We start from the raw sequence: 20901 nt of genomic DNA, 5'->3' as shown, positions 1-20901 counted from the left end.
CGTCAGGGGCGCGGGGAACTGCGCGAGTAACGACGAACTACTTGCACTCGACGACGCACTGGTCGCCCCGTCAGGGGCGCGGGGAACTGCGCGAGTAACGACGAACTACTTGCACTCGACGACGCACTGGTCGCCCCGTCAGGGGCGCGGGGAACTGCGCGAGCAACCACGAATCACTCGCACCCGACGACGCGACCGGTCGCCCCGTCAAGGGGCGCGGGGAACTGCGCGACAAGCCCCCACCTACCCGCAGATTCCCACCTCCGTCACCACCCCCGCGTCACCGTCGACAATGCCTCAACCGCCCGCCGCCCTTCCTCCCGCTTCTCGCGAATCGCCGGGCCGAACTCCACGTGCAGGAACGGCACATTCCGGTCCTCGGCCGCTCGGCCCTGGATGTTCTTGCGGCCGGCCAAGGGGCAGTCCTTGACCCAGGCCCGGCAGACCTTGTACCCGCGGTCCTTGAGTGAGTCCGCCAAGGCGCGAGCCTCCCGCACTGCCTTGTCGCCGCTGCCCGTGGAGGCCACCACGTCGTACCCAGGAGCCGAGTCGTCCGCCATGCCGTGGAGTTGGACGCCGGGCAGGCCCCGCCTGGCCAGCTCGGCGCAGATCGCGTGGAACACCGTGTCCCTGCGGTGCGCGACGTCCGCCCCGCCGCCGCGCCCCGCTTTGCGATGCGCACCCGCGATCACCAGGATGCCGCCGGGGGAGCGGCGAAGGAGTTCCGCGCCGAGCCGTTCGGTGTTCTGGTCGGCCACGGGGTGCGGCACCTGCACGGACCAGCGCGCCGGTCCTTCGAGGTCGATGTAGACCCGGCCCCAGCCGCGCGGCGCCGCGCCGCCCTCGGAGCGGTCGGCGATCTCCGCGTACCGCCGCCCGGTGGCCTTGTCGGTGACCGTGCGCACCGCGAAGTCCACGTCGGACAGGCGACGTTCGGCTTCGGGGCGCCGGTGGTCGAGGAGGAGCGCGACGCCTTCGGCGACCGTGCGGCGGTCGGTGCGCGAGGGGCGGCGGTATCCGCTGTCCTCGTGGAAGCCCGCGGTGTATCCGGTGATGAGCTCCGTCAGGTCGTCGCCGTCGTCCCGGCCCCCCGGGGCCGAGGCGGAGGGACGGCCCTCCTCGCCCCCGTGTTCTCCGTCACTCCCCGAAGGGCTCCCGCACTGCGCGAGGCTCAGGACGGCGGCGGTGACGAGGGCGAGAACCCCGAGCTTCTTTGCGGTCGCGATCGGTCGGGTGCAGGAGTTCGTCATGGTTGTATAAAGATATCCCTGTGATGACACGTCCCTTCCGCAGGCATTTCGTGACCTGTGCCGCATCCTCGCTCCTGCTGCTCGCCGGTACCGCCTGCGCCCCCTTCGGCGACGACAAGGCCGCCGAGTCCGGCCGCTCGTTCACCGTCGCCGCCGCGGGTGACATCCTCATCCACCCGCAGCTGACCGAACAGGCGCGCAAGGACGCCAAGGTCACCGGCAAGGGGGAGGAGGGGCTCGACTTCCGGCCGATGATGGCGGGCGTCAAGCCGGTCGTCAGCAAGGCCGACCTCGGCATCTGTCACTTCGAGCCGGTCGTGGGCAAGCCCGGCGGCCCCTTCCAGAGCTATCCCGACTTTCTCGTGCCGCCGCAGATCGCCACGGCGGTCAAGGACGTCGGCTACGACCAGTGCTCGACCGCGTCCAACCACACCCTCGACCACGGCCCCGCCGGTGTCACCCGCACCCTGAACACCCTCGACAAGGCGGGCCTGCGGCACACCGGTTCGGCACGGAACGCCGCAGAGGCGAACAAACCGCTCATCACCGATGTGAAGGGCGTCAAGGTCGCGCAGATAGCCTTCGCCTTCGGGTTCAACGGCCGCGAGGTGCCGAAGAACAAGCCCTGGATCGTCAACCAGAACGACTTCGACGCGATCGCCGCGGCCGAGAAGAAGGCGCGTGACGCGGGCGCCGACGTGGTGATCCTCAGCATCCACTGGGGCCGCGAGAACCAGCCCAACGCCAGCTCCCCGCAGCTCGCCCTCGCCCGCAAGATCGCGCACGAGACCGGGATCAACCTGGTCATCGGCCACCACGCGCACGTCGTCCAGCCGATGGAGAAGGTCGACGGCACCTGGATCGCGTACGGACTCGGCAACCAGATCGCCCGGCACGACGTGCCCAGCGGGCTGACCGAGGAGGGCGTCATCGGCTGGTTCGAGTTCGTCGAGCGCGGCGGGAAGTGGGACGTCGACGCCAAGTACGTGCCCACCTTCGTGGACATCCCGCCGGACCCGGACGAGACCGGCGCCCTGCCGAAGAACGCGGTGAAGGACCACCGGCTCCTCGACGTGGCCGCCGCGCTCCGGGACGGCGACGACCTCAGCGAGCAGCAGCGCTCGCGCTACCGCCTCGCCTTCGAGCGCACCCAGGGCACGCTCCTGAACCGCGGGGCGAGCAAGGACGGGCTCGCGCCGCTGGAGGAACTGCCCGCCGGCTGAGCCCGCTCCTTGCCGGCCGCCGAACCCTCCGCCGCCGAATCCTCCGGCCACCGAATCCTCCGATCACCGAAGCCCCGGATACACGTGTCAAACACGTGACCGACGCGAGCTAGCTCACATTTCGCTTACTTCGTACATCCCTCCTCGGGTGTCCCGGGTCAAAGCCTTCCGGAACGCATCACTGTGCGCGTTCCACCCCCCACGTCACTCCAGGAGAGGAGCACCCCTTGGCCGCTTCGCGTTCGAAGCGGCGGCACAAGGTCCGCCGAAGGACCGACATGTCCCTGCTGGGTGGCATTCGTCCCCCCATCGCCGTGCTGTCGGTCCTGCTCCTCGCCCTCGCGGGCATCACCGCCCTGACCCTCGGAAGGGCCGGCCAGGAGGCCGTCCCCAAGGCGGTCAAGCTGTCCCAGCAGCACTTCGCCGAGGACGGCGCCATCGCGCTGCGCGCCTCCATCGACGAGTCCGTCACCGACCTGACCCGCACCGCCGAACTCTTCAGCGCGGGCGACCCCGTGCCCGCCGACGCCGTCCTCGACAAGACCGGCAGCGTCTACCAGAAGTGGATGGGCACGGCGATCGTCGAGATCGCCTCCGGCAAGCTGCTCGCCGCCCGCGGCGAGAACCTCCCGCTGACCGCCATCGACCGCGGCGAGCTCGCGAAGGAGGACGGCCTCGCGCCGCGCATGGTGCGCCTGGAGAACGGCGAGACCCGCCTGCTCTCCTTCGCCCTGCTCACCTGGAAGGGACAGCCGCAGCAACTGCTCGTCGCCTCCAGCAGCCTGCGCTTCCCCGGCATCAGCCTCGGCAAGTTCCGCTCCATCGCCGTCGTCGACCAGGACGGCCACGTCCTGAGCACCGACGGCATCCCCGAGCCCGAGCAGGTCCTCACCGACCTGCAGCGCGACGAGGTCAAGCAGTCCAACAAGCAGCTCAAGTCGTTCGCCGAGACCGCCGCGAAGAAGGCACGCACGCATCCGCTGATGTCCAAGGAGCCGGGCTCCGGCGGCTTCCTCGGCGTCAGCGGCCACCTCACCGGCGAGCGCTATCTCGGCGAGCGCGCCATCGGGGGATACGCGAACCTCGCGGGGCCCGAGGCGGGCGAGTCCACCGTGGCGACCCGGCTCGGCCTCACCGTCGTCGCGATGGTCCCGGTCGCCGAGGACCCCACGGCCACCAGCGACTCCGCGTTCGGCCTGATCGCCGCGGGCGCCCTCCTGCTGATCGGCGGCGCCACGGTCTTCCTGCTCCTGAGGACCGTGCAGCGCCCGCTGATCCAGCTCTTCCTGGAGGGCCGCCGCCTCACCCGCGGCGACCTCGACAGGCCGGTCACCGTGCCCAAGCACGGAGAGGCGGCCCGCATCGGCGCCGCCCTCGAACGCCTGCGCCGCCAGCTCCTCGGAGAGACCGCCGAGCAGCAGGAGCAGCGCCCCGCACGCCGCCGCAGGTTCGGCAGCCGCACCCTGATCGCGCTCTGCGCGGCCCTGCTGCTGGCCTGGTCCGCACCGCTCCTGCTGCTCCTCAACCGCGCCGGCGACACCGTCGTCGTACCGCAGCAGATGGTCAACGACCAGCGCGAGCGCACCGACACCCTCACCGACCGGGTCCGCCGCGCCCTCAACGAAGGCCACGCCGACCTCACCTCGGTCGCCTCGCTCATGGGCGACCGCACCGAGCCGTCGGACATGGCCAAGGTCCTCCAGAGCACCCTGAACCAGCACACCCGCTACCAGTCGCTCTACGTCCTCGACGCCGCAGGAAAGACCGTCGCCAAGGCCGGCGGCGACCCCCGGAGCCCCTCCGGCAAGGGCCCGTCCGACCAGCCGATCCGCGTCATCGACGAGGGCGGCAAGGAGCCGGTGATCCTCGGCACGGCCGAGGTGCCGGGCCGCGAGGGAGCCGCGGTGGTGGGCGAGTTCCGCATCGACTTCCTCAACTCGCTGCTCAAGCGCCCCGGCCTCGGCGAGGTCCGCGTCGTCGACGACAAGCGCCGGGTGATCGGCGCCAACACCGGGTACCGCGAGTTCGAGGAGCTGCCCAGCGGCCGCCTGAACGCGCTCGCCGAGGGCACCGGACAGAAGGTCGGCCTCAGCCCGCGCCCCAGCGGTGTCCTCTACCGCGACGGCGACGACATCCAGATCGCGGCCGCGGCACCCTTCGTCGGCGGCGGCGCGGCCCGCTCCCTCGGGTGGACCGTGCTCAGCTGGCAGCCCGCGTCCTCCCTCGCGATCCCCGAGTACAGCTACCAGAACCGCACGGTCCTCGCGGGACTGCTCGGCATCACGGCCGCCGCGGCCTGCCTCGGCTGGCTGCACATCGTCGTCGTACGCCCGCTGCGCCACCTCGCCGACCAGGCGGAGGCGCTCGCCGACGGGGACCGCCGCACCGTCCTCTACCCGCGCCACCACGACGAGGTCGGCGCCGTCACCCGCAGCCTCGAACTCATCAGGCAGCAGCTGCCGACGGGCACGCAGCGCAAACGGGACGGCGTCACGGCCGGCCTCGCCGGAAGGATCTGAACCCGTGCTCTTCCTCTACACCGTGCTCGTGGTGTGCTGCGCGATCCTGCTGGCCGCCGGAGTCGTCGAACAGCGGCGGCACTTCACCAACCTGGAGCACATCCCCACCCGGGTCCTGGTCAACGGCATCCGCGGCAAGTCCTCGATCACCCGCCTGTGCGCGGGCGCGCTGCGCGGCGGCGGACTCACCACGGTCGCCAAGACCACCGGCACCGCGGCCCGGTTCATCCACCCGGATGCCACCGAGGAGCCCGTGTACCGCAAGTTCGGCATCGCCAACGTCGTCGAGCAGATCGGCATCGTGCGACGCGCGGCCGCGTACGATCCGGACGCCCTCGTCATCGAGTGCATGGCGGTCATGCCGGCGCTCCAGGAGATCAACCAGTCCAAGCTGATCCGCTCCACGATCGGCGTGCTCTGCAACGTCCGTGAGGACCACCTCGCCGAGATGGGCCCGACCCTCGACGACGTGGCGCGCTCCCTTTCGCGCTCCATGCCGGAGGGCGGCATCTGCGTCACGGCGGAGAAGGACCGCTTCGACATCCTCAAGGAGGAGGCCGACGCGCGGAACTGCGAGCTGATCTACGCCGACCCGGAGACGGTGACGGACGAGGAGCTGCGCGGCTTCAGCTGGTTCACCTTCAAGGAGAACGTGGCCATCGCGCTGAAGGTCGCCGACCTCCTCGGCGTGGAGCGCAAGACGGCCCTCCAGGGCATGTACGACGCTCCGCCGGACCCCGGTGTCCTCTCCGTGGAGCGGTACGCCACCGAGGACGGCAAGAAGCTCCGCTTCGCCAACGTCTTCGCGGCCAACGACCCCGAGTCGACGCTGATGAACATCAACCAGCTGCTCGACCTCGGCGCCATCCACCGCCCGCTCAACGTCGTCATCAACTGCCGTCCCGACCGCGTCGAGCGCAACGGCCAGATGGGCGAGATCATCCCGGACCTGAAGCCGGAGAAGGTCTTCGTCATCGGCCACCCCGCCAAGTCCGCGATCGACGCGATCCCCGCCGACTGGCGCTCGCGCGCCGTCGACCTCGGCGGCGACCGGCGCGACCCCGAGGAGTTCATGGGCCGGATGCTCGCGCAGCTCGGCCCCGACTCCTCCCTCGTCGCGATCGGCAACATCCACGGCCAGGGCGAACTGCTCCTGGAACACCTCGCCGAACTCCCCGCCGACGAGAGCGAGGAGCCCGCGCGGGCCGCGTCGCCCGCGGGGAACACCGGCGACCCGCTGGAGACGATGCAGCTGTACGTGCCCCGCATCGACCCCTACCAGCACTATCCGGAGGCGTACGAGACGCGGTACACGGAGCCGCTGCCGCAGGTGTACGTGCCGGAGCAGCGGCACGAGACGTACGCGCCCCAAGAGGCGTACGTGCCCCATCAGGCACAGGAGCCGTACACGCCCCATCAGGCACAGGAGCCGTACGTGCCCCGGGCGGCCCATGAGCCGTACGCCCCCCAGGACCCGCAGCCCCAACCCCCCAGGACCCGCGGCCTGTTCGAGCCGCGGGTGCCGCCCGCACCGCCCGCCGCAGACGACTACCAGCAGTGGCACAGCCCAGGAGAGCCCCGTTGATTCCCTCCGTCCTCACCCCCGAGATCGCCGCGGTCGGCATCGCGCTCGGGCTGCTCTTCTCCCTGGTCTGCTATCTGACGACCAACCTCTCGCCCGGCGGCATGATCACCCCGGGCTGGCTGGCGCTGACCCTCGTCGAGGACCTCCAGCGCGCGGCCATGGTGGTCGGCGTCACCGTCCTGACGTACGTAGGCACCCTGCTGATGCAGCGGTTCGTGATCCTCTACGGCAAGCGGCTCTTCGCCGCGGTCGTGCTGCTCGGCGTGACGCTCCAGGCCACCGTCATGATCGTGCTCTCGCTCGAGTTCCCGCTGATGTACAGCAACCAGACCCTCGGCTTCATCGTGCCCGGCCTGATCGCCTATCAGCTGGTGCGCCAGCCCAAGGGCCCCACCCTGCTGGCCACCGGCTCGGTGACGCTCATGGCCTACGTCGTCCTCACCGCCGGGATCCTCCTCGGCTTCATGCCGTCCGCCTGATTCCAGGAGTCATTCATGCCGCCCAAGAAGAAGCGTCCCGTCCTGCACGCGGCGACCGTGCTCGCCCTGCTCGCGGGCAGCGCCTACCTGACCGTGGAGCTCCGCAAGGACGAGGAGGCCAAGGCGCCGAAGGTGCAGGCCGTCACCGACACCCCGGGGCTGCACAGCAGCACGGGGCAGCAGGGCAGCGGCAAGCAGACGTGGGAGCGCCTGAAGAACCCCGACCGCTCCGTCCTGCGCACCGACGGCGGAAAGGTCCTCGCCACCTTCACGGACGGCGCGCGCACCGCGACGCTGACCGGACCGAGCCGCACCTTCACCGAGCCCGCCAACACCAAGTCCCGTGTCGTCACGAACGACTGGGTGCGGCTGATGCCGGAGACGTGGCGCGAGGGCGCGGAGAAGGAGAAGTGGTTCAAGGACTGGTACAAGGAGTTCTCCGGCAGCGAGGAGGACGACATCTTCGCGACGGCGTTCCAGTACGTCGAGGGCGCCCCGGTCAAGAAGGACGACGAGGGCATCGCGTACGCGGGCGACGCCAACTTCGGCCCGCTGAACCCGAACGGCAGCGCGGGCAACGACCTGCGCCTGGAGGAGTCCGACTTCTTCGACTACCTCGGCATCCCGTACACCTTCCGCAACGGCACCACCATGCAGCCGGAGAAGGCGCGCGCCCGCTCCATGGACTGCTCGGGCTTCATCCGCACGGTCTTCGGCTACCGCGCCCGCTACCCCCTGATGGCCACGGACAAGGTCGGCGACGGCCTGCCCCGCACCGCCAACGGCATGGCGCGCGGCAAGGTCGGCACGGACGTCATCGAGCTCAAGGGTGTCGGTGCGGAGGACCGTCCCAAGTCCATCGACGTGGTGCAGCCGGGCGACCTGGTCTTCTTCAAGCTCGACGCCCGCACCAAGCAGCGCCTCGACCACGTCGGCATCTTCCTCGGCCACGACGCCGACGGCCACAAGATCTTCATCTCCAGCCGCGAGGAGGTCAACGGTCCGACGATCGGCGACAAGGGCGGCACGTCGCGCCTCGACGGGAACGGGTACTACGCGTCGACGCTGAGGAGCGCGAAGCGGCTCTAGCGGTTCTAGCGGTACCAGCGGTTCTAGCGGTACCGCCGGTGCCAGCGGTTCTTCAGGGCCGCACGGTCCGGGGACCCGCGTACTCCGCCCCCGACTCGCCCACCCTGCGCCGCAGTTCGCGGTCGGCCGTGACCACCAGGCACGGTCGGCCCGCGGCCTCGGCGGCCAGTTCCACGATGCGGTCGTCGCCGCTGCCGGGCGCCGAGTCGACCCGTACACCGGGCACGGACGCTACGCCTCGCGCGGCGCCCTCCACCACGAGCACGATGTCCAGCGGGCCCGGGTGTCCCGGCAGGCCTTCCGAGGCGTACGCGACAAGGGAGTCCCGCAGCCGCTCGGCGGCCCCGCGGCGGTCGCGCCACCAGCCGTCGGGGACGGAGCCGACCACGTTCGCGGCGTCGACGACGACGAGAGTTGTCATGCGGCAAACGTAAACTAATCGGCAAAACCCTGTGCCCGCGCGCAGGTGATCCTGATCGTGGAAGTGGAAAGGGTGGCGCCGAGTCATGCCGTCGAGGTCCACCAGCACCGGTGCCCCGGAGACCGCCCGTTGGCTGCTGCGCGGCCGTGACGGACGCCTCAGCGCGTACGCCCGCGCGGAGGGCGGGCTGCTGCGCTGGACGGAGAGCAGGCCGGGCGGCCCGCAGTGGTCGGGCCCCGACTTCTTCGAGGCGCCCGACCTGACCTACCTCACGCTGGCCCAAGGGGCCGACGGATACGTGCACTTCGTAGGGCGCAGGGAGCGCCGGGGCGAGGGAGCCGACGCCGGAAAGGCCGTCGTCGACATCGTGCACTCGATCCAGTACCAGTCGGGTCGGCCCCTCATGGACTGGCGCTCGCTCGGCAATCCGCACACCAAGCTCGTCGAGCGCGCCCCGCATCTGGGAGCGCCCTGCGCCGCGGTGGATGCCGCGGGCACCGTCCACGTCTTCGTGCGGGACGCGGTGGGCAGCGTACGGATGCGCCGCGAGGGCAAGGGCGGCAAGTGGGAGGGGTGGAAGGACTTCAAGGTCCGCGACACCCTGGACGGCACGGTCGCGCTCGCCACGGCGGCGGGCCGCGTGGAGGTCCTCGCGCCGACCGCCAAGGCCACGCTGCGCTGGGCCCAGGAGGAACAGGGCGGTGCGCTGGAGCGCGCCGACGACGTCCCGCTCGCCCCGGCCCCCGGCTCCGGCACGGCGTTGGAGACCGCCCCCGACCGCCTCACGTACTACGCGGCCGACGTCCTCGGCACCGGCGTCCTGGCCCACCGGCCCGGCGAAGGCGGCGGCGACAACGGCGACGGCCCGGTGATCCCCCTCGGCGGCTCTCCCGGTCCGGGCCCCACGGCGGCTCTGCGGACGACGGTCGACGGGTACGACTGCACGGTCCTCGCCCACCGCACGACCACGGGCCGCCCGGCGCTCGCCGCGTTCCCCACGGAGGACGAGGCGGCGGGGCTGTGGTGGGCCGAGACGGGCGAACCGTGCCTGGGCGCACCGGCGTTGGCGCTCGACGCGCGGGGCCGGGTGGTCATCGCGGCCATCGCCCCGGACGGCACACTGCGCCTGGCCCGTCAGAAGGCGGAGCCGGGGCTGGCGCTGGGGGCATGGGAAAGGGCGTGACCGAACGAAGGCGGGCCGTACGGGACAACTCCCGTACGGCCCACCTTCGTTGAGACGAAAGGTTACGCCGGAACGCTCGCGACGCCCTGCGCCAGGAACCGCTTGCCGTTCACCCGCTCGCTGACGCCCTCACGGTCCAGGTACGGCGTGATGCCGCCCAGGTGGAAGGGCCAGCCCGCGCCGGTGATCAGGCACAGGTCGATGTCCTGGGCCTCGGCGACGACGCCCTCGTCGAGCATGAGCCCGATCTCCTGCGCCACGGCGTCCAGGACGCGGTCGCGCACCTGCTCCTCGGTCAGGACGGAGTCGCCCTGCTTGAGGAGGGCTGCGACCTCGGGGTCCAGCTCCGGCTTGCCGGAGTCGTACACGTAGAAGCCGCGCTTGCCGGCCTTGACGACGGCGGCGAGGTTCGGGGAGACCGTGAAACGGTCCGGGAAGGACCGGTTGAGGGTCTCGGAGACGTGCAGACCGATGGCCGGACCGACCAGCTCGAGCAGGACCAGCGGCGACATCGGCAGACCGAGCGGCTCGACGGCCTTCTCGGCGACGGCGACCGGGGTGCCCTCGTCGATGACGTTCTGGATCTCGCCCATGAAGCGGGTCAGGATGCGGTTCACGACGAACGCCGGGGCGTCCTTCACGAGTACCGCGGTCTTCTTCAGCTTCTTGGCGACACCGAAGGCCGTGGCCAGCGAGGCGTCGTCGGTCTGCTCGCCGCGCACGATCTCAAGGAGCGGCAGGATCGCGACCGGGTTGAAGAAGTGGAAGCCGACGACCCGCTCGGGGTGCTTCAGCTTCGACGCCATCTCGGTCACCGACAGCGAGGAGGTGTTGGTGGCGAGGATCGCGTGCGCCGGAGCCACGGCCTCGACCTCGGCGAACACCTGCTGCTTGACGCCGATCTCCTCGAAGACGGCCTCGATGATGAAGTCGGCGTCGGAGAAGCCCTCGGCCTTGTCCAGGACACCGGAGACGAGCGCCTTGAGGCGGTTCGCCTTGTCCTGGTTGACACGTCCCTTGAGGAGGAGCTTGTCGATCTCCTCGTGGACGTACGAGACGCCCTTGTCGACGCGCTCCTGGTCGATGTCGGTCAGCACGACCGGCACCTCCAGGCGGCGCAGGAAGAGCAGCGCGAGCTGCGAGGCCATCAGACCGGCGCCGACGACGCCGACCTTGGTGACCGGGCGCGCCAGGTTCTTGTCCGGGGCGCCGGCGGGGCGCTTGCCGCGCTTCTGCACGAGGTTGAACGAGTAGATGCCCGCGCGCAGTTCACCGCCCATGATGAGGTCGGCGAGCGCGACGTCCTCGGCGTCGAAGCCCTGCTGCAGGTCGCCGTCCTTGGCGGCCGCGATGATCTCCAGGGCGCGGTAGGCGGCCGGAGCGGCGCCGTGCACCTTGGAGTCGGCGATGGCACGGCCGCGCGCGACGGCGGCGTCCCAGCCCTCGCCGCGGTCGATCTCGGGACGGACGACCTCGGTCGAGCCGCTCAGGACGGACGCCGTCCAGATCAGCGACTGCTCCAGGAAGTCCGCGCCCTCGAAGATGGCGTCGGCGATGCCGAGCTCGAAGACCTGCTTGCCCTTGAGCTGGCGGTTCTGGTTGAGCGAGTTCTCGATGATGACCGAGACGGCCTTGTCGGCGCCGATCAGGTTCGGGAGCAGCGCGCAGCCGCCCCAGCCCGGGACCAGGCCGAGGAAGACCTCGGGCAGCGAGAAGGCGGGCAGCGCCTTGGAGACGGTGCGGTAGGAGCAGTGCAGACCGACCTCGACGCCACCGCCCATCGCGGCACCGTTGTAGTACGCGAAGGTCGGCACGGCGAGGCCCGAGAGCCGCTTGAAGACCTCGTGTCCGCCCTTGCCGATGGCGAGCGCGTCCTCGTGGTGCTTGAGCAGCTCCACGCCCTTGAGGTCGGCGCCGACGGCGAAGATGAACGGCTTGCCGGTGATGCCGACGCCGACGATTGAGCCCTCGGCCGCCTCCTTCTCGACCTGGTCGATGGCGGCGTTGAGGTTCGCCAGCGAGGCCGGGCCGAAGGTGGTCGGCTTGGTGTGGTCGAAGCCGTTGTCCAGCGTGATGAGCGCGAAGCGCCCGGCACCCTGGGGGAGGTCGAGGTGGCGTACGTGCGCCTGCGTGACGACCTCGTCGGGGAACAGCTCGGCGGCCCCCTTGAGGAGCTCAGCGGTGGTGGTGCTCACTTCTCGCCTCCGGCGTCCTTGTGGTGGGGGTTCTCCCAGATGACCGTCGCGCCCATGCCGAAGCCGACGCACATGGTCGTGAGGCCGTAGCGGACCTCGGGCTGCTCCTCGAACTGCCGCGCCAGCTGCGTCATCAGGCGTACGCCGGAGGAGGCGAGCGGGTGGCCGAACGCGATGGCGCCGCCGTACTGGTTGACGCGGGCGTCGTCGTCGGCGATGCCGTAGTGCTCCAGGAAGGCGAGGACCTGGACGGCGAAGGCCTCGTTGATCTCGAAGAGACCGATGTCGGAGATGGAGAGCCCCGCCTGGGCGAGGGCCTTCTCCGTCGCCGGGATCGGGCCGTAGCCCATGACCTCGGGCTCGACACCCGCGAAGGAGTAGGAGACCAGCCGCATCTTGACCGGCAGGCCGTTCTCGCGGGCGAACTCCTCGGAGGCGATGAGGGAGGCGGTGGCACCGTCGTTGAGACCGGCGGCGTTGCCCGCGGTGACGCGCCCGTGCGTACGGAACGGCGTCTTGAGGCCCGCGAGGTTCTCCAGCGTCGTGCCCGGCCGCATCGGCTCGTCGGCGGTGGCGAGACCCCAGCCGGTCTCACCGGCCTCTTCGTTCGTCCGACGTACGGAGATCGGCACGAGGTCGGCCTGGATCTTGCCGTCGGCGTACGCCTTGGCGGCCTTCTCCTGCGAGCGCACGGCGTACTCGTCGGCGCGCTGCTTGGTGATGCTCGGGTACCGGTCGTGCAGGTTCTCGGCGGTCATGCCCATGAAGAGGGCGGACTCGTCGACGAGCTTCTCGCTCACGAACCGCGGGTTGGGGTCGACGCCCTCACCCATGGGGTGGCGGCCCATGTGCTCGACACCACCGGCAATGGCGATGTCGTACGCACCGAAGGCGACGCTGCCCGCGACGGAGGTCACGGCGGTCAGGGCACCGGCACACATGCGGTCGATGGAGTAGCCGGGCACGGACTGCGGCAGACCGGCGAGGATGCCGGCGGTGCGGCCGATCGTCAGACCCTGGTCGCCGATCTGCGTGGTCGCGGCGATGGCGACCTCGTCGATCTTGGCGGGGTCGAGGTCCGGGTTGCGGCGCAGCAGCTCCCGGATGGCCTTGACGACGAGGTCATCAGCACGGGTCTCGTGGTAGATGCCCTTCGGGCCCGCCTTGCCGAACGGGGTGCGGACGCCGTCCACGAAGACGACGTCCCTGACGGTACGAGGCACGATGGCTCTCCTCCAGGGTGCGGGTGCGCCTACGGCGCGCTTCCTGGGTTCATGCTACTTGTCGGTAACTACCCGGCCAAGGCCCGCCCCGGGGAGGTGAGCGTCACATTCCCGAACCGGACGGCGCTCTCCCACCCACCCGCTCGTTTACCCGGCATCCACGGGTGGCCGCAGGAGCAGCCCCGGTTTGCCGCTCCCTCCGCACCCTTCGCGCCGCCCCGCCGCTCCGCACCACGGTCTCCCACCCACCCGCCCGTATACCCGGCATCCGCACTGCAAGGCCAGCCGCCGACAGGCTCGAGCCGACCCGCTCTGCGATGGCCCTCCCACTCTTGAACTCGTTCCCGCACCGCAACGCGAACCACCCACCCACCCGTTCGTTCCTCGCCTTGTGTTGCGGGGTGAACGGGTGAGTGGGTGGGAAGGGCTTTCGCCGCGAAGCGGCGGTCAAGGCGTGCGGCGGCCCGCCGTCAGCCCAGCGCCGTCACCAGAACCGGCGTCACCTGGGAGATCTGCCACTGCCGGGCGCCATGCCCGGCCAGCGCGGCGGCGACCGACTCCACGTCCACCCGAGCCGGAGGCTCCCAGCAGACGCGCCGGACCGTGTCCGGAGTGATCAGGTTCTCCTGCGGCATGTGCAGCTGCTCGGCGAGAGCCGATACCGCTGCCCGCGCGGCGGAGAGCCGCGCGGCGGCGGCAGGATCCCGGTCCGCCCAGGACCGCGGCGGCGGAGGCCCGCTCACCGCCTGCCCCGGCTGCGGAAGCTCGGAGTCGGGCAGAGCCTTGGCACGGTCGACCGCGGCCTGCCACTGCTCCAGCTGACGCCGCCCCATCCGGTGCCCGAACCCCGTAAGCCCCGCGAGCGCATGAACGTTCGGCGGCAACGCGAGCGCCGCCTCGACGATCGCGCCGTCACTGAGTACCTTGCCCGGCGACACGTCACGCCGCTGCGCGATCCGGTCGCGCGCGGTCCACAGCTCCCGTACGACCGCCATCTGACGACGACGCCGCACCTTGTGCATGCCGGACGTGCGCCGCCAGGGATCCTTGCGGGGAGGCGCGGGCGGTGCGGAGGCGATGGCGTCGAACTCCTCGCGGGCCCACTCCAGCTTCCCCTGCCGGTCGAGCTCCTTCTCCAGGGCGTCGCGCAGGTCGACGAGCAACTCCACGTCCAGCGCCGCATACCGAAGCCACGGCTCCGGCAGGGGTCTCGTGGACCAGTCGACCGCGGAGTGCCCCTTCTCCAGCACGAAGCCGAGCACGCTCTCGACCATCGCGCCGAGCCCCACCCGCGGGAACCCGGCGAGCCGCCCCGCAAGCTCCGTGTCGAAGATCCGCGACGGAACCATGCCTATTTCCCGCAGGCACGGCAGATCCTGGGTGGCGGCGTGCAGCACCCACTCGGTGTCGCCGATGGCCTCGCCGAGCCCGGACAGGTCGGGGCAGGCGACGGGGTCGACGAGAGCGGTGCCCGCGCCTTCGCGGCGGAGCTGTACGAGATAGGCCCGCTGGCCGTACCGGTAGCCGGACGCGCGTTCGGCGTCGACGGCGACGGGGCCGGTGCCCGCGGCGAAGGCGGCGATCGTCGCGGCGAGGGATTCCTCGTCGGCGATCACCGGCGGCACGCCGTCACGCGGCTCGAGCAAAGGGATCGGCGCCGTTTCGACGTCGTCCGGAGGGCCGCCTCCGGTGGTTCGCAGTGAGCTGTCTTCTGCGGTCTCTTGGGCGTCGGTCACCTGTCAAGGGTATCTGTGTATGGACAGCGCCCGTCGACGGAACGTTCCGTCGACGGGCGCGAGAGGGTTGTAAATCAGTCAGTGGATGATTCCGGTACGCAGCGCGACCGCCACCATCCCTGCCCGGTCCCCGGTGCCGAGCTTGCGCGCGATCCGGGCGAGGTGACTCTTGACGGTCAGGGCGGACAGGCCCATCGAGACGCCGATGGCCTTGTTGGACTGGCCCTCCGCGACCAGGCGGAGCACCTCGACCTCACGGCCCGACAGCTCGCGGTATCCGCCGGGGTGGCTCGGGGCGCCCGGAGGGCGACGGTGCATTCTGGCGGCGGCCGAGCCGATGGGGGCGGCGCCGGGGCGGGTGGGGAGTCCGACGTTCGTACGTGTACCGGTGACGACATAGCCCTTGACGCCGCCCGCGAGGGCGTTGCGTACGGCGCCGATGTCGTCGGCGGCGGAGAGGGCGAGGCCGTTGGGCCAGCCCGCGGCACGGGTCTCGGAGAGGAGCGTCAGGCCGGAGCCGTCGGGGAGGTGGACGTCTGCGACGCAGATGTCACGCGGGTTGCCGATGCGGGGACGAGCCTCCGCGATGGACGAGGCCTCGATGACGTCGCGTACACCGAGCGCCCACAGGTGGCGGGTGACGGTGGAACGGACGCGGGGGTCGGCCACGACGACCATGGCGGTCGGCTTGTTCGGGCGGTAGGCGACCAGGCTTGCGGGCTGCTCGAGGAGAACGGACACCAGGCCTCCTGGGGTGGCGGGACGGGGCCGGCTCGGGGATGAAGCCGGGACGAACCGTGCTTTTCAAGGTCACAAACCTCTTCGGCACCAAACCCGCCCGCCTTTAGGGAATGATCACGATTTAGTGAGCCGCAATCGGGGCAATTCGGACAAGCGCTCGATCATCCGAAGATCGAACCGAACACGCCCCCTTCCGGGTGACCCCACACAGGCCCGAGCCGGCGGCTCAGGGGGAGAGCGGTCCCCGCCGCTGCGGCAGCGACACCACGGACCCGTCCCCGGGCCCCGCGGGCGGCAGTCCGGCGATCTGACAGAGCAGATCGCACCACGCCGCGAGATGCGCCCCCGCGTCCGGTACCCCACCGGCGCCCTCCCGGGGTGTCCACGAGGCCCGGATCTCGATCTGCGAAGCGGGCGGTCGCTCCGAGAGCCCTCCGAAGTAGTGCGAGCCCGCGCGCGTCACCGTGCCGCTCGCCTCGCCCGCGGAGAGCCCGCGCGCCCGCAGCGCCCCGGTCAGCCAGGACCAGCACACCTCCGGCAGCAGCGGGTCGGCCGCCATCTCCGGCTCCAGCTCGGCGCGCACGAGCGTGACGAGCCGGAAGGTGCCCTGCCAGGCGTCGTGTCCCGCCGGATCGTGGAGCAGGACGAGCCGCCCGTCCGCGAGGTCCTCGTCGCCGTCCACGACCGCCGCCTCCAGCGCGTACGCGTACGGTGCGAGCCGCTGCGGTGGACGCGTCGGATCGATCTCGATCTCCGGCCGCAGCCGTGCCCCCCGCAGCGCGTCGACCGCCGCGCGGAAGGGCAACGGAGCCGAATCCGTCACCTTCCCCTCCGAACTCTCCATCTCGCCAGCGCCGTCCGACCGTTGTCCCTGAGCCGCAGCCATGCGGGGAAGGTTAAGGGGAACGGCGCCTTCGCGCAGGGAGAGACACCCGTCAGGGGGTCCCCCGGTCAACGTGCGAGACTTTCCGCGTGAGTGCCAATGACAGCCGGGGCCCCATGGGCCGGCAGAACGCAGCGACGTACGACTCCCCGTTCATGAAGGCGTGCAGGCGCGAGGCCGTGCCGCACACGCCGGTGTGGTTCATGCGCCAGGCGGGGCGCTCACTGCCCGAGTACCGCAAGGTCCGCGAGGGCACCGCGATGCTGGAGTCCTGCATGCGGCCCGACCTCGTCACCGAGATCACGCTGCAGCCGGTGCGCCGTCACAACGTCGACGCCGCGATCTACTTCAGCGACATCGTCGTACCGCTGAAGGCGATCGGGATCGACCTCGACATCAAGCCGGGCGTCGGGCCCGTCGTCGAGAACCCCATCCGCTCGCGCGCCGACCTCGCGCAGCTGCGGGACCTGACCCCCGAGGACGTGCACTACGTCACCGAGGCGATCGGGATGCTCACCGGTGAGCTCGGGTCGACGCCGCTCATCGGGTTCGCGGGTGCGCCTTTCACCCTCGCGAGCTACCTCGTGGAGGGCGGGCCGAGCCGCAACCACGAGCACACCAAGGCGCTGATGTACGGCGACCCGCAGCTGTGGGCCGACCTGCTCGACCGGCTCGCGGAGATCACCGCCGCCTTCCTGAAGGTGCAGATCGAGGCGGGCGCGAGCGCCGTGCAGCTCTTCGACTCGTGGGTGGGCGCCCTGTCGCCCGCCGACTACCGGCGCGCGGTCATGCCCGCGTCCGCGAAGGTCTTCGACGCGGTCGCCCGGTACAACGTGCCCCGCATCCACTTCGGCGTCGGCACGGGCGAGCTGCTCGGTCTCATGGGCGAGGCGGGCGCCGATGTCGTGGGCGTCGACTGGCGGGTGCCGCTGGACGAGGCCGTGCGCCGCGTCGGGCCCGGCAAGGCGCTGCAGGGCAACCTCGACCCGGCCGTCCTCTTCTCCTCGCGCGAGGCCGTCGAGGCCAAGACGGACGAGGTGCTCGCCGCCGCGAACGGCCTGGAGGGGCACATCTTCAACCTCGGGCACGGCGTTCTGCCGAGCACGGACCCCGAGGCGCTGACCCGGCTCGTGGAGTACGTCCACACGCGTACGGCCGTCTGAAAAATGTCTGAAAAGGGTCCCTGCCCGATCGGGCAGGGACCCTTTTCTGTTAGGGGCGATCTCGGCAGCGCCTGCGCCACGCCTCCAGGTTCCGCTTCCCGCACATCGAGGAGAGGCCGAGGAGAGGTCGGCGAAGAGGCCGGGGTGGTCGATGCCGACGCGTGTCGCGAGGAGCGGGCGGAGCACATCGGGGCGATGGGTGTCGAGCCGGCGTCCGCCTTTCCGGCCGTTGACGCGTCATCGCCCGTTCCCCGCGGTCCGCGCCAGGTGCGGGGTGCCGTCCGAGGCCCAGAGCGCGGTCAGTGACTCGCGCAGGGTGAACCTCGGCTGCCAGCCCAGCTCCCACTTCGCCGCGGTGACATCGGCGCACTGCCAGGGCACCGCCGTGGAGCGGCCGACCGCGCCGGGCGTCTTCTCCAGGCGTCCGGTGAAGCCCGCCTCGCCGATCAGGCCGTGCACCAGGTCGCGGACCGGCACGGCGCGACCGCTGCCGATGTTGATCAGGCGCGGCAGCCGACCCGGCAGGGCGAGGGACTGCGCCACGGCATGCGCGACATCGCGTACGTCGACGAAGTCCCGGTGCGGGGACAGATCGCCGACCCGCACCGTGCCGTGCGGGCGGCGGCACACCGCGCGGCACAGTTCCGCGGTGAGGCGGCCGGGAAGACCGGCGGCCGGAGCCCTCGGCCCCACCGGGTCGGTGACCCGCAGCACGACCGCGTCGAGCTCCGACTCGAGGACGGCGAGGGTGCCGGCCAGCTTGGTGGCGCCGTACGGGGTGACCGGGCGGGCCGGGGCGTCCTCCGGGGTGCGTTCGCCGATGCCGGTCGGGCCGTACTCGGCCGCCGAGCCCAGGTGCACCAGGCGAGCGGTCGGCGCCGCCGCGTACAAGGCCTCGCAGAGGACCGCGGGGCCGCGGGAGTTGACCTCGGCGAGGGGCAGCGGGCCGCCGCCGACCGTGCCCGCGCAGTTCACCACGGCATCCGGCGCGGCCCGGGTCAGCTGCTCGGCGAGCACGCCCGGCGTTGCGGTGGCGAGGTCGATCCGGAGGTCGTCCACGGGGGCGCGGCCGCCGCGGAGCAGCCGCACGCCCGGCACGGCGCGCAGCAGCTCCGCGATGTGCCCGCCCAGGTACCCGGTGGAGCCCAGGATGAGAATGCGCACGGTTCACGCTCCCTTGAGGAGTGGCGAGCGGCGCGTGGTGAACTCCGGTGCCCCCGGGCCCGCTTCGGGGCGGGCGCGGGTGGAAAGCCGAGCGTCGGCGCCGGGAGCCGCCGCTCGTGCGGTGTGATTCATACGGTGTGTGGTCCCCTCCACGGACAGGCCGAACGGGTGTCTCCACCCTGCGCCCCGCCCCCCAACGGCACGGCCACCAGTCGCAGTGGGTGTCCGTGCCGCTCTGACGCGTCACATGGTGCGGTCCACTTGTGGGGTCTGTGCTGGTTCTGTGAAACCTGGCGCAAAAAAGTTGGGACTGCGTCAGGGGTGGCGGCGCGAGGGGGCCGGGGAAGGCGATGCGCTGCGGAGTCATTGATTCCGCGAGACCGTGGCCGCTCAGACGGGTCGCCGGAGCGCGCGCCGTTGAAGCGTGCCGGATACACGTGCCGCCCGTGGGCGCGCTCCCGCGGGGCGCGGATCGGGGGCGGCGCGAACCGTCCCGATCCGGCCAAGCGGAAGCCGGCGCGGCATCAACGCCCTTTCGTAGCAAGCGCGTTCTGACCTGCACGGCAAGCGCGTTCTGCCGCTGTGGAGGGGGTGCGGATCAGGGCGTGTTCGGGAACATTCCCGTCCGCGGGCGGGCCGTCAGCCCGCCCGCACCGCCGCCACCGCCTTGCGGGCCGCCACCAGGACGGGGTCCCAGACGGGGGAGAACGGCGGGGCGTAGCCGAGGTCGAGCGCCGTCATCTGCTCCACCGTCATGCCCGCCGTCAGCGCCACCGCCGCGATGTCGACCCGCTTGCCCGCGCCCTCGCGGCCGACGATCTGGACGCCGAGCAGCCGGCCCGTGCGCCGTTCCGCGAGCATCTTCACCGTCATCAGGGCCGCCCCGGGGTAGTAACCGGCCCGGCTCGTCGACTCGATGGTCACCGTCACGTACTGCAGCCCCGCCGCCCGCGCGTCCTTCTCCCGCAGGCCCGTGCGGGCGATCTCCAGGTCGCACACCTTGCTGACGGCCGTGCCGACCACGCCGGGGAACGTCGCGTAACCCCCGCCCGCGTTCGAGCCGATGACCTGACCGTGCTTGTTCGCGTGCGTGCCGAGCGCGATGTGCCGCTCGCGCCCCGACACCAGGTCGAGAACCTCCACGCAGTCACCGCCGGCCCAGATGACCCCACCCGCCGCGGTTCCGCGCACCCGCATCGCGAGGTCGGTGAGCAGGCCGCCGTGCTCGCCCAGCGGCAGCTCCGCCTCGCGTGCCAGCGTGGTCTCCGGGCGTACGCCGATGCCGAGGACCACCACGTCCGCCGGGTACTCGGCGGCTTCCGTGGCCACCGCCCTGACCCGCCCGTCCTCGCCCGTGAGGATCTTGGTGACCTCGGCGTCGTTCACCATCTCGATGCCCATGCCGGTCATCGCCTCGCGCACCAGGCGCCCCATGTCGGGGTCGAGCGTGGACATCGGCTCCTTGCCGCGGTTGACGACCGTGACGCGGTAGCCGCGGGTGATCAGGGCCTCCGCCATCTCGACGCCGATGTAGCCCGCGCCGATCACCACGGCCCTGCGGCCCTCCGTACGCGCCAGGGTGTCGAGCAGCGCCTGGCCGTCGTCCAGGGTCTGCACCCCGTGCACCCCCGGCGCGTCGATGCCGGGCAGCGGCGGACGGACCGGGCGGGCCCCGGTCGCGATCACGAGCTTGTCGTACGCCGTCCAGTACTCCTCGCCCGTTTCGAGGTCGCGGGCGAGCACGCGGTGGCCCGGGACGTCGAGGCGGACCACCTCCGTGCGCATCCGCAGGTCGATCGACCGCTCCCGGTGCTGCTCCGGTGTCCGGGCGATGAGATCGTCCCGCTCCTCGACGTCGCCGCCCACCCAGTAGGGGATGCCGCACGCCGAGTACGAGGTGAAGTGACCGCGCTCGAACGCGATGATCTCCAGTTCGTCCGGGCCCTTGAGCCTGCGTGCCTGCGACGCGGCCGACATGCCGGCCGCGTCGCCCCCGATGACCACCAGTCGCTCCTGTGTGCTGCTCATGGGCACACGCTACGGCGGC

Annotated in this window: 16 protein-coding genes; 7 read left to right on the top strand and 9 right to left on the bottom strand. The window is 71.3% G+C overall.

Going from position 1 to position 20901, the window contains the following annotated elements:
- Nucleotides 1–266: 266 nt before the first annotated feature.
- Nucleotides 267–1250, bottom strand: a complete 984-nt coding sequence (locus tag AB0B50_RS22640; protein ID WP_362334636.1) for a hypothetical protein — start codon at nucleotides 1248–1250, stop codon at nucleotides 267–269.
- Nucleotides 1251–1273: 23 nt separating this feature from the next.
- On the opposite strand from AB0B50_RS22640, the gene AB0B50_RS22635 reads away from it, so the two are divergent.
- The 5 genes from AB0B50_RS22635 to AB0B50_RS22615 all read left to right on the top strand — a co-directional run bounded on the left by AB0B50_RS22635 (nucleotide 1274) and on the right by AB0B50_RS22615 (nucleotide 8145).
- Entirely contained in the window at nucleotides 1274–2473 is a 1200-nt protein-coding gene (locus AB0B50_RS22635) for a CapA family protein (protein ID WP_362334633.1), read from the top strand.
- A 278-nt stretch (nucleotides 2474–2751) separates the two neighbouring features.
- Nucleotides 2752–4992 carry a HAMP domain-containing protein gene (locus AB0B50_RS22630; RefSeq protein WP_362334630.1) on the top strand — a complete coding sequence of 747 codons (2241 nt, stop codon included), beginning with the start codon at nucleotides 2752–2754 and terminating at the stop codon, nucleotides 4990–4992.
- 4 nt (nucleotides 4993–4996) lie between these two features.
- Complete coding sequence (gene pgsB / locus AB0B50_RS22625; RefSeq protein WP_362334627.1) at nucleotides 4997–6577, top strand: poly-gamma-glutamate synthase PgsB; 1581 nt, start codon at nucleotides 4997–4999, stop codon at nucleotides 6575–6577.
- A complete protein-coding gene (locus AB0B50_RS22620; protein WP_037664152.1) occupies nucleotides 6574–7056 on the top strand; it encodes a poly-gamma-glutamate biosynthesis protein PgsC/CapC in 483 nt (160 codons plus the stop codon). Before pgsB ends, AB0B50_RS22620 begins: the two co-directional genes overlap by 4 nt.
- Before the next feature lie 15 nt (nucleotides 7057–7071).
- Nucleotides 7072–8145 (top strand): NlpC/P60 family protein, encoded by a 1074-nt coding sequence (locus AB0B50_RS22615; RefSeq protein ID WP_362334624.1) that lies wholly within the window; start codon nucleotides 7072–7074, stop codon nucleotides 8143–8145.
- Nucleotides 8146–8197: 52 nt separating this feature from the next.
- Here AB0B50_RS22615 and AB0B50_RS22610 read toward each other — a convergent pair whose 3' ends face one another.
- Nucleotides 8198–8566 carry an NTP pyrophosphohydrolase gene (locus AB0B50_RS22610; protein ID WP_362334621.1) on the bottom strand — a complete coding sequence of 123 codons (369 nt, stop codon included), beginning with the start codon at nucleotides 8564–8566 and terminating at the stop codon, nucleotides 8198–8200.
- 85 nt (nucleotides 8567–8651) lie between these two features.
- On the opposite strand from AB0B50_RS22610, the gene AB0B50_RS22605 reads away from it, so the two are divergent.
- Nucleotides 8652–9749, top strand: coding sequence for a hypothetical protein (locus AB0B50_RS22605; RefSeq protein ID WP_362334618.1), 1098 nt, complete (start codon nucleotides 8652–8654; stop codon nucleotides 9747–9749).
- Between the two features lie 62 nt (nucleotides 9750–9811).
- Here the strand turns inward: AB0B50_RS22605 and AB0B50_RS22600 are convergent, their stop codons facing one another.
- The 5 genes from AB0B50_RS22600 to AB0B50_RS22580 form a co-directional block, all read right to left on the bottom strand.
- The gene (locus AB0B50_RS22600; RefSeq protein ID WP_362334616.1) at nucleotides 9812–11944 is read right to left on the bottom strand and encodes a 3-hydroxyacyl-CoA dehydrogenase NAD-binding domain-containing protein; all 2133 of its coding nucleotides are present in this window, start codon (nucleotides 11942–11944) and stop codon (nucleotides 9812–9814) included.
- On the bottom strand, nucleotides 11941–13167 hold the full coding sequence (locus AB0B50_RS22595) for an acetyl-CoA C-acyltransferase (protein WP_362334614.1): 1227 nt from the start codon (nucleotides 13165–13167) through the stop codon (nucleotides 11941–11943). The genes AB0B50_RS22600 and AB0B50_RS22595 overlap by 4 nt, the downstream gene beginning before the upstream one ends.
- 470 nt (nucleotides 13168–13637) lie before the next feature.
- The gene (locus AB0B50_RS22590; protein ID WP_362334611.1) at nucleotides 13638–14903 is read right to left on the bottom strand and encodes a ribonuclease D; all 1266 of its coding nucleotides are present in this window, start codon (nucleotides 14901–14903) and stop codon (nucleotides 13638–13640) included.
- A 78-nt stretch (nucleotides 14904–14981) separates the two neighbouring features.
- A complete protein-coding gene (locus AB0B50_RS22585) occupies nucleotides 14982–15644 on the bottom strand; it encodes a response regulator transcription factor (RefSeq protein ID WP_030687574.1) in 663 nt (220 codons plus the stop codon).
- A gap of 226 nt (nucleotides 15645–15870) precedes the next feature.
- Nucleotides 15871–16530, bottom strand: coding sequence for a DUF3000 domain-containing protein (locus tag AB0B50_RS22580; RefSeq protein ID WP_362334608.1), 660 nt, complete (start codon nucleotides 16528–16530; stop codon nucleotides 15871–15873).
- An 86-nt stretch (nucleotides 16531–16616) separates the two neighbouring features.
- On the opposite strand from AB0B50_RS22580, the gene hemE reads away from it, so the two are divergent.
- Nucleotides 16617–17690: a uroporphyrinogen decarboxylase gene (hemE, locus tag AB0B50_RS22575; RefSeq protein ID WP_362334605.1), complete on the top strand. Its 1074-nt coding sequence runs from the start codon at nucleotides 16617–16619 to the stop codon at nucleotides 17688–17690.
- A gap of 237 nt (nucleotides 17691–17927) precedes the next feature.
- On the opposite strand, the gene AB0B50_RS22570 is transcribed toward hemE, so the two are convergent.
- On the bottom strand, nucleotides 17928–18854 hold the full coding sequence (locus AB0B50_RS22570; RefSeq protein WP_362334603.1) for an NAD(P)-dependent oxidoreductase: 927 nt from the start codon (nucleotides 18852–18854) through the stop codon (nucleotides 17928–17930).
- Nucleotides 18855–19493: 639 nt separating this feature from the next.
- Nucleotides 19494–20882, bottom strand: coding sequence for an FAD-dependent oxidoreductase (locus AB0B50_RS22565; protein ID WP_362334600.1), 1389 nt, complete (start codon nucleotides 20880–20882; stop codon nucleotides 19494–19496).
- Between the last annotated feature and the right edge of the window lie 19 nt (nucleotides 20883–20901).

The organism is Streptomyces sp. NPDC041068 (assembly GCF_040647455.1).
GTDB lineage: Bacteria > Actinomycetota > Actinomycetes > Streptomycetales > Streptomycetaceae > Streptomyces.
The sequence above is the reverse complement of the archived record's forward strand: the minus strand, read 5'-3'. Positions and strand labels throughout refer to the sequence as shown.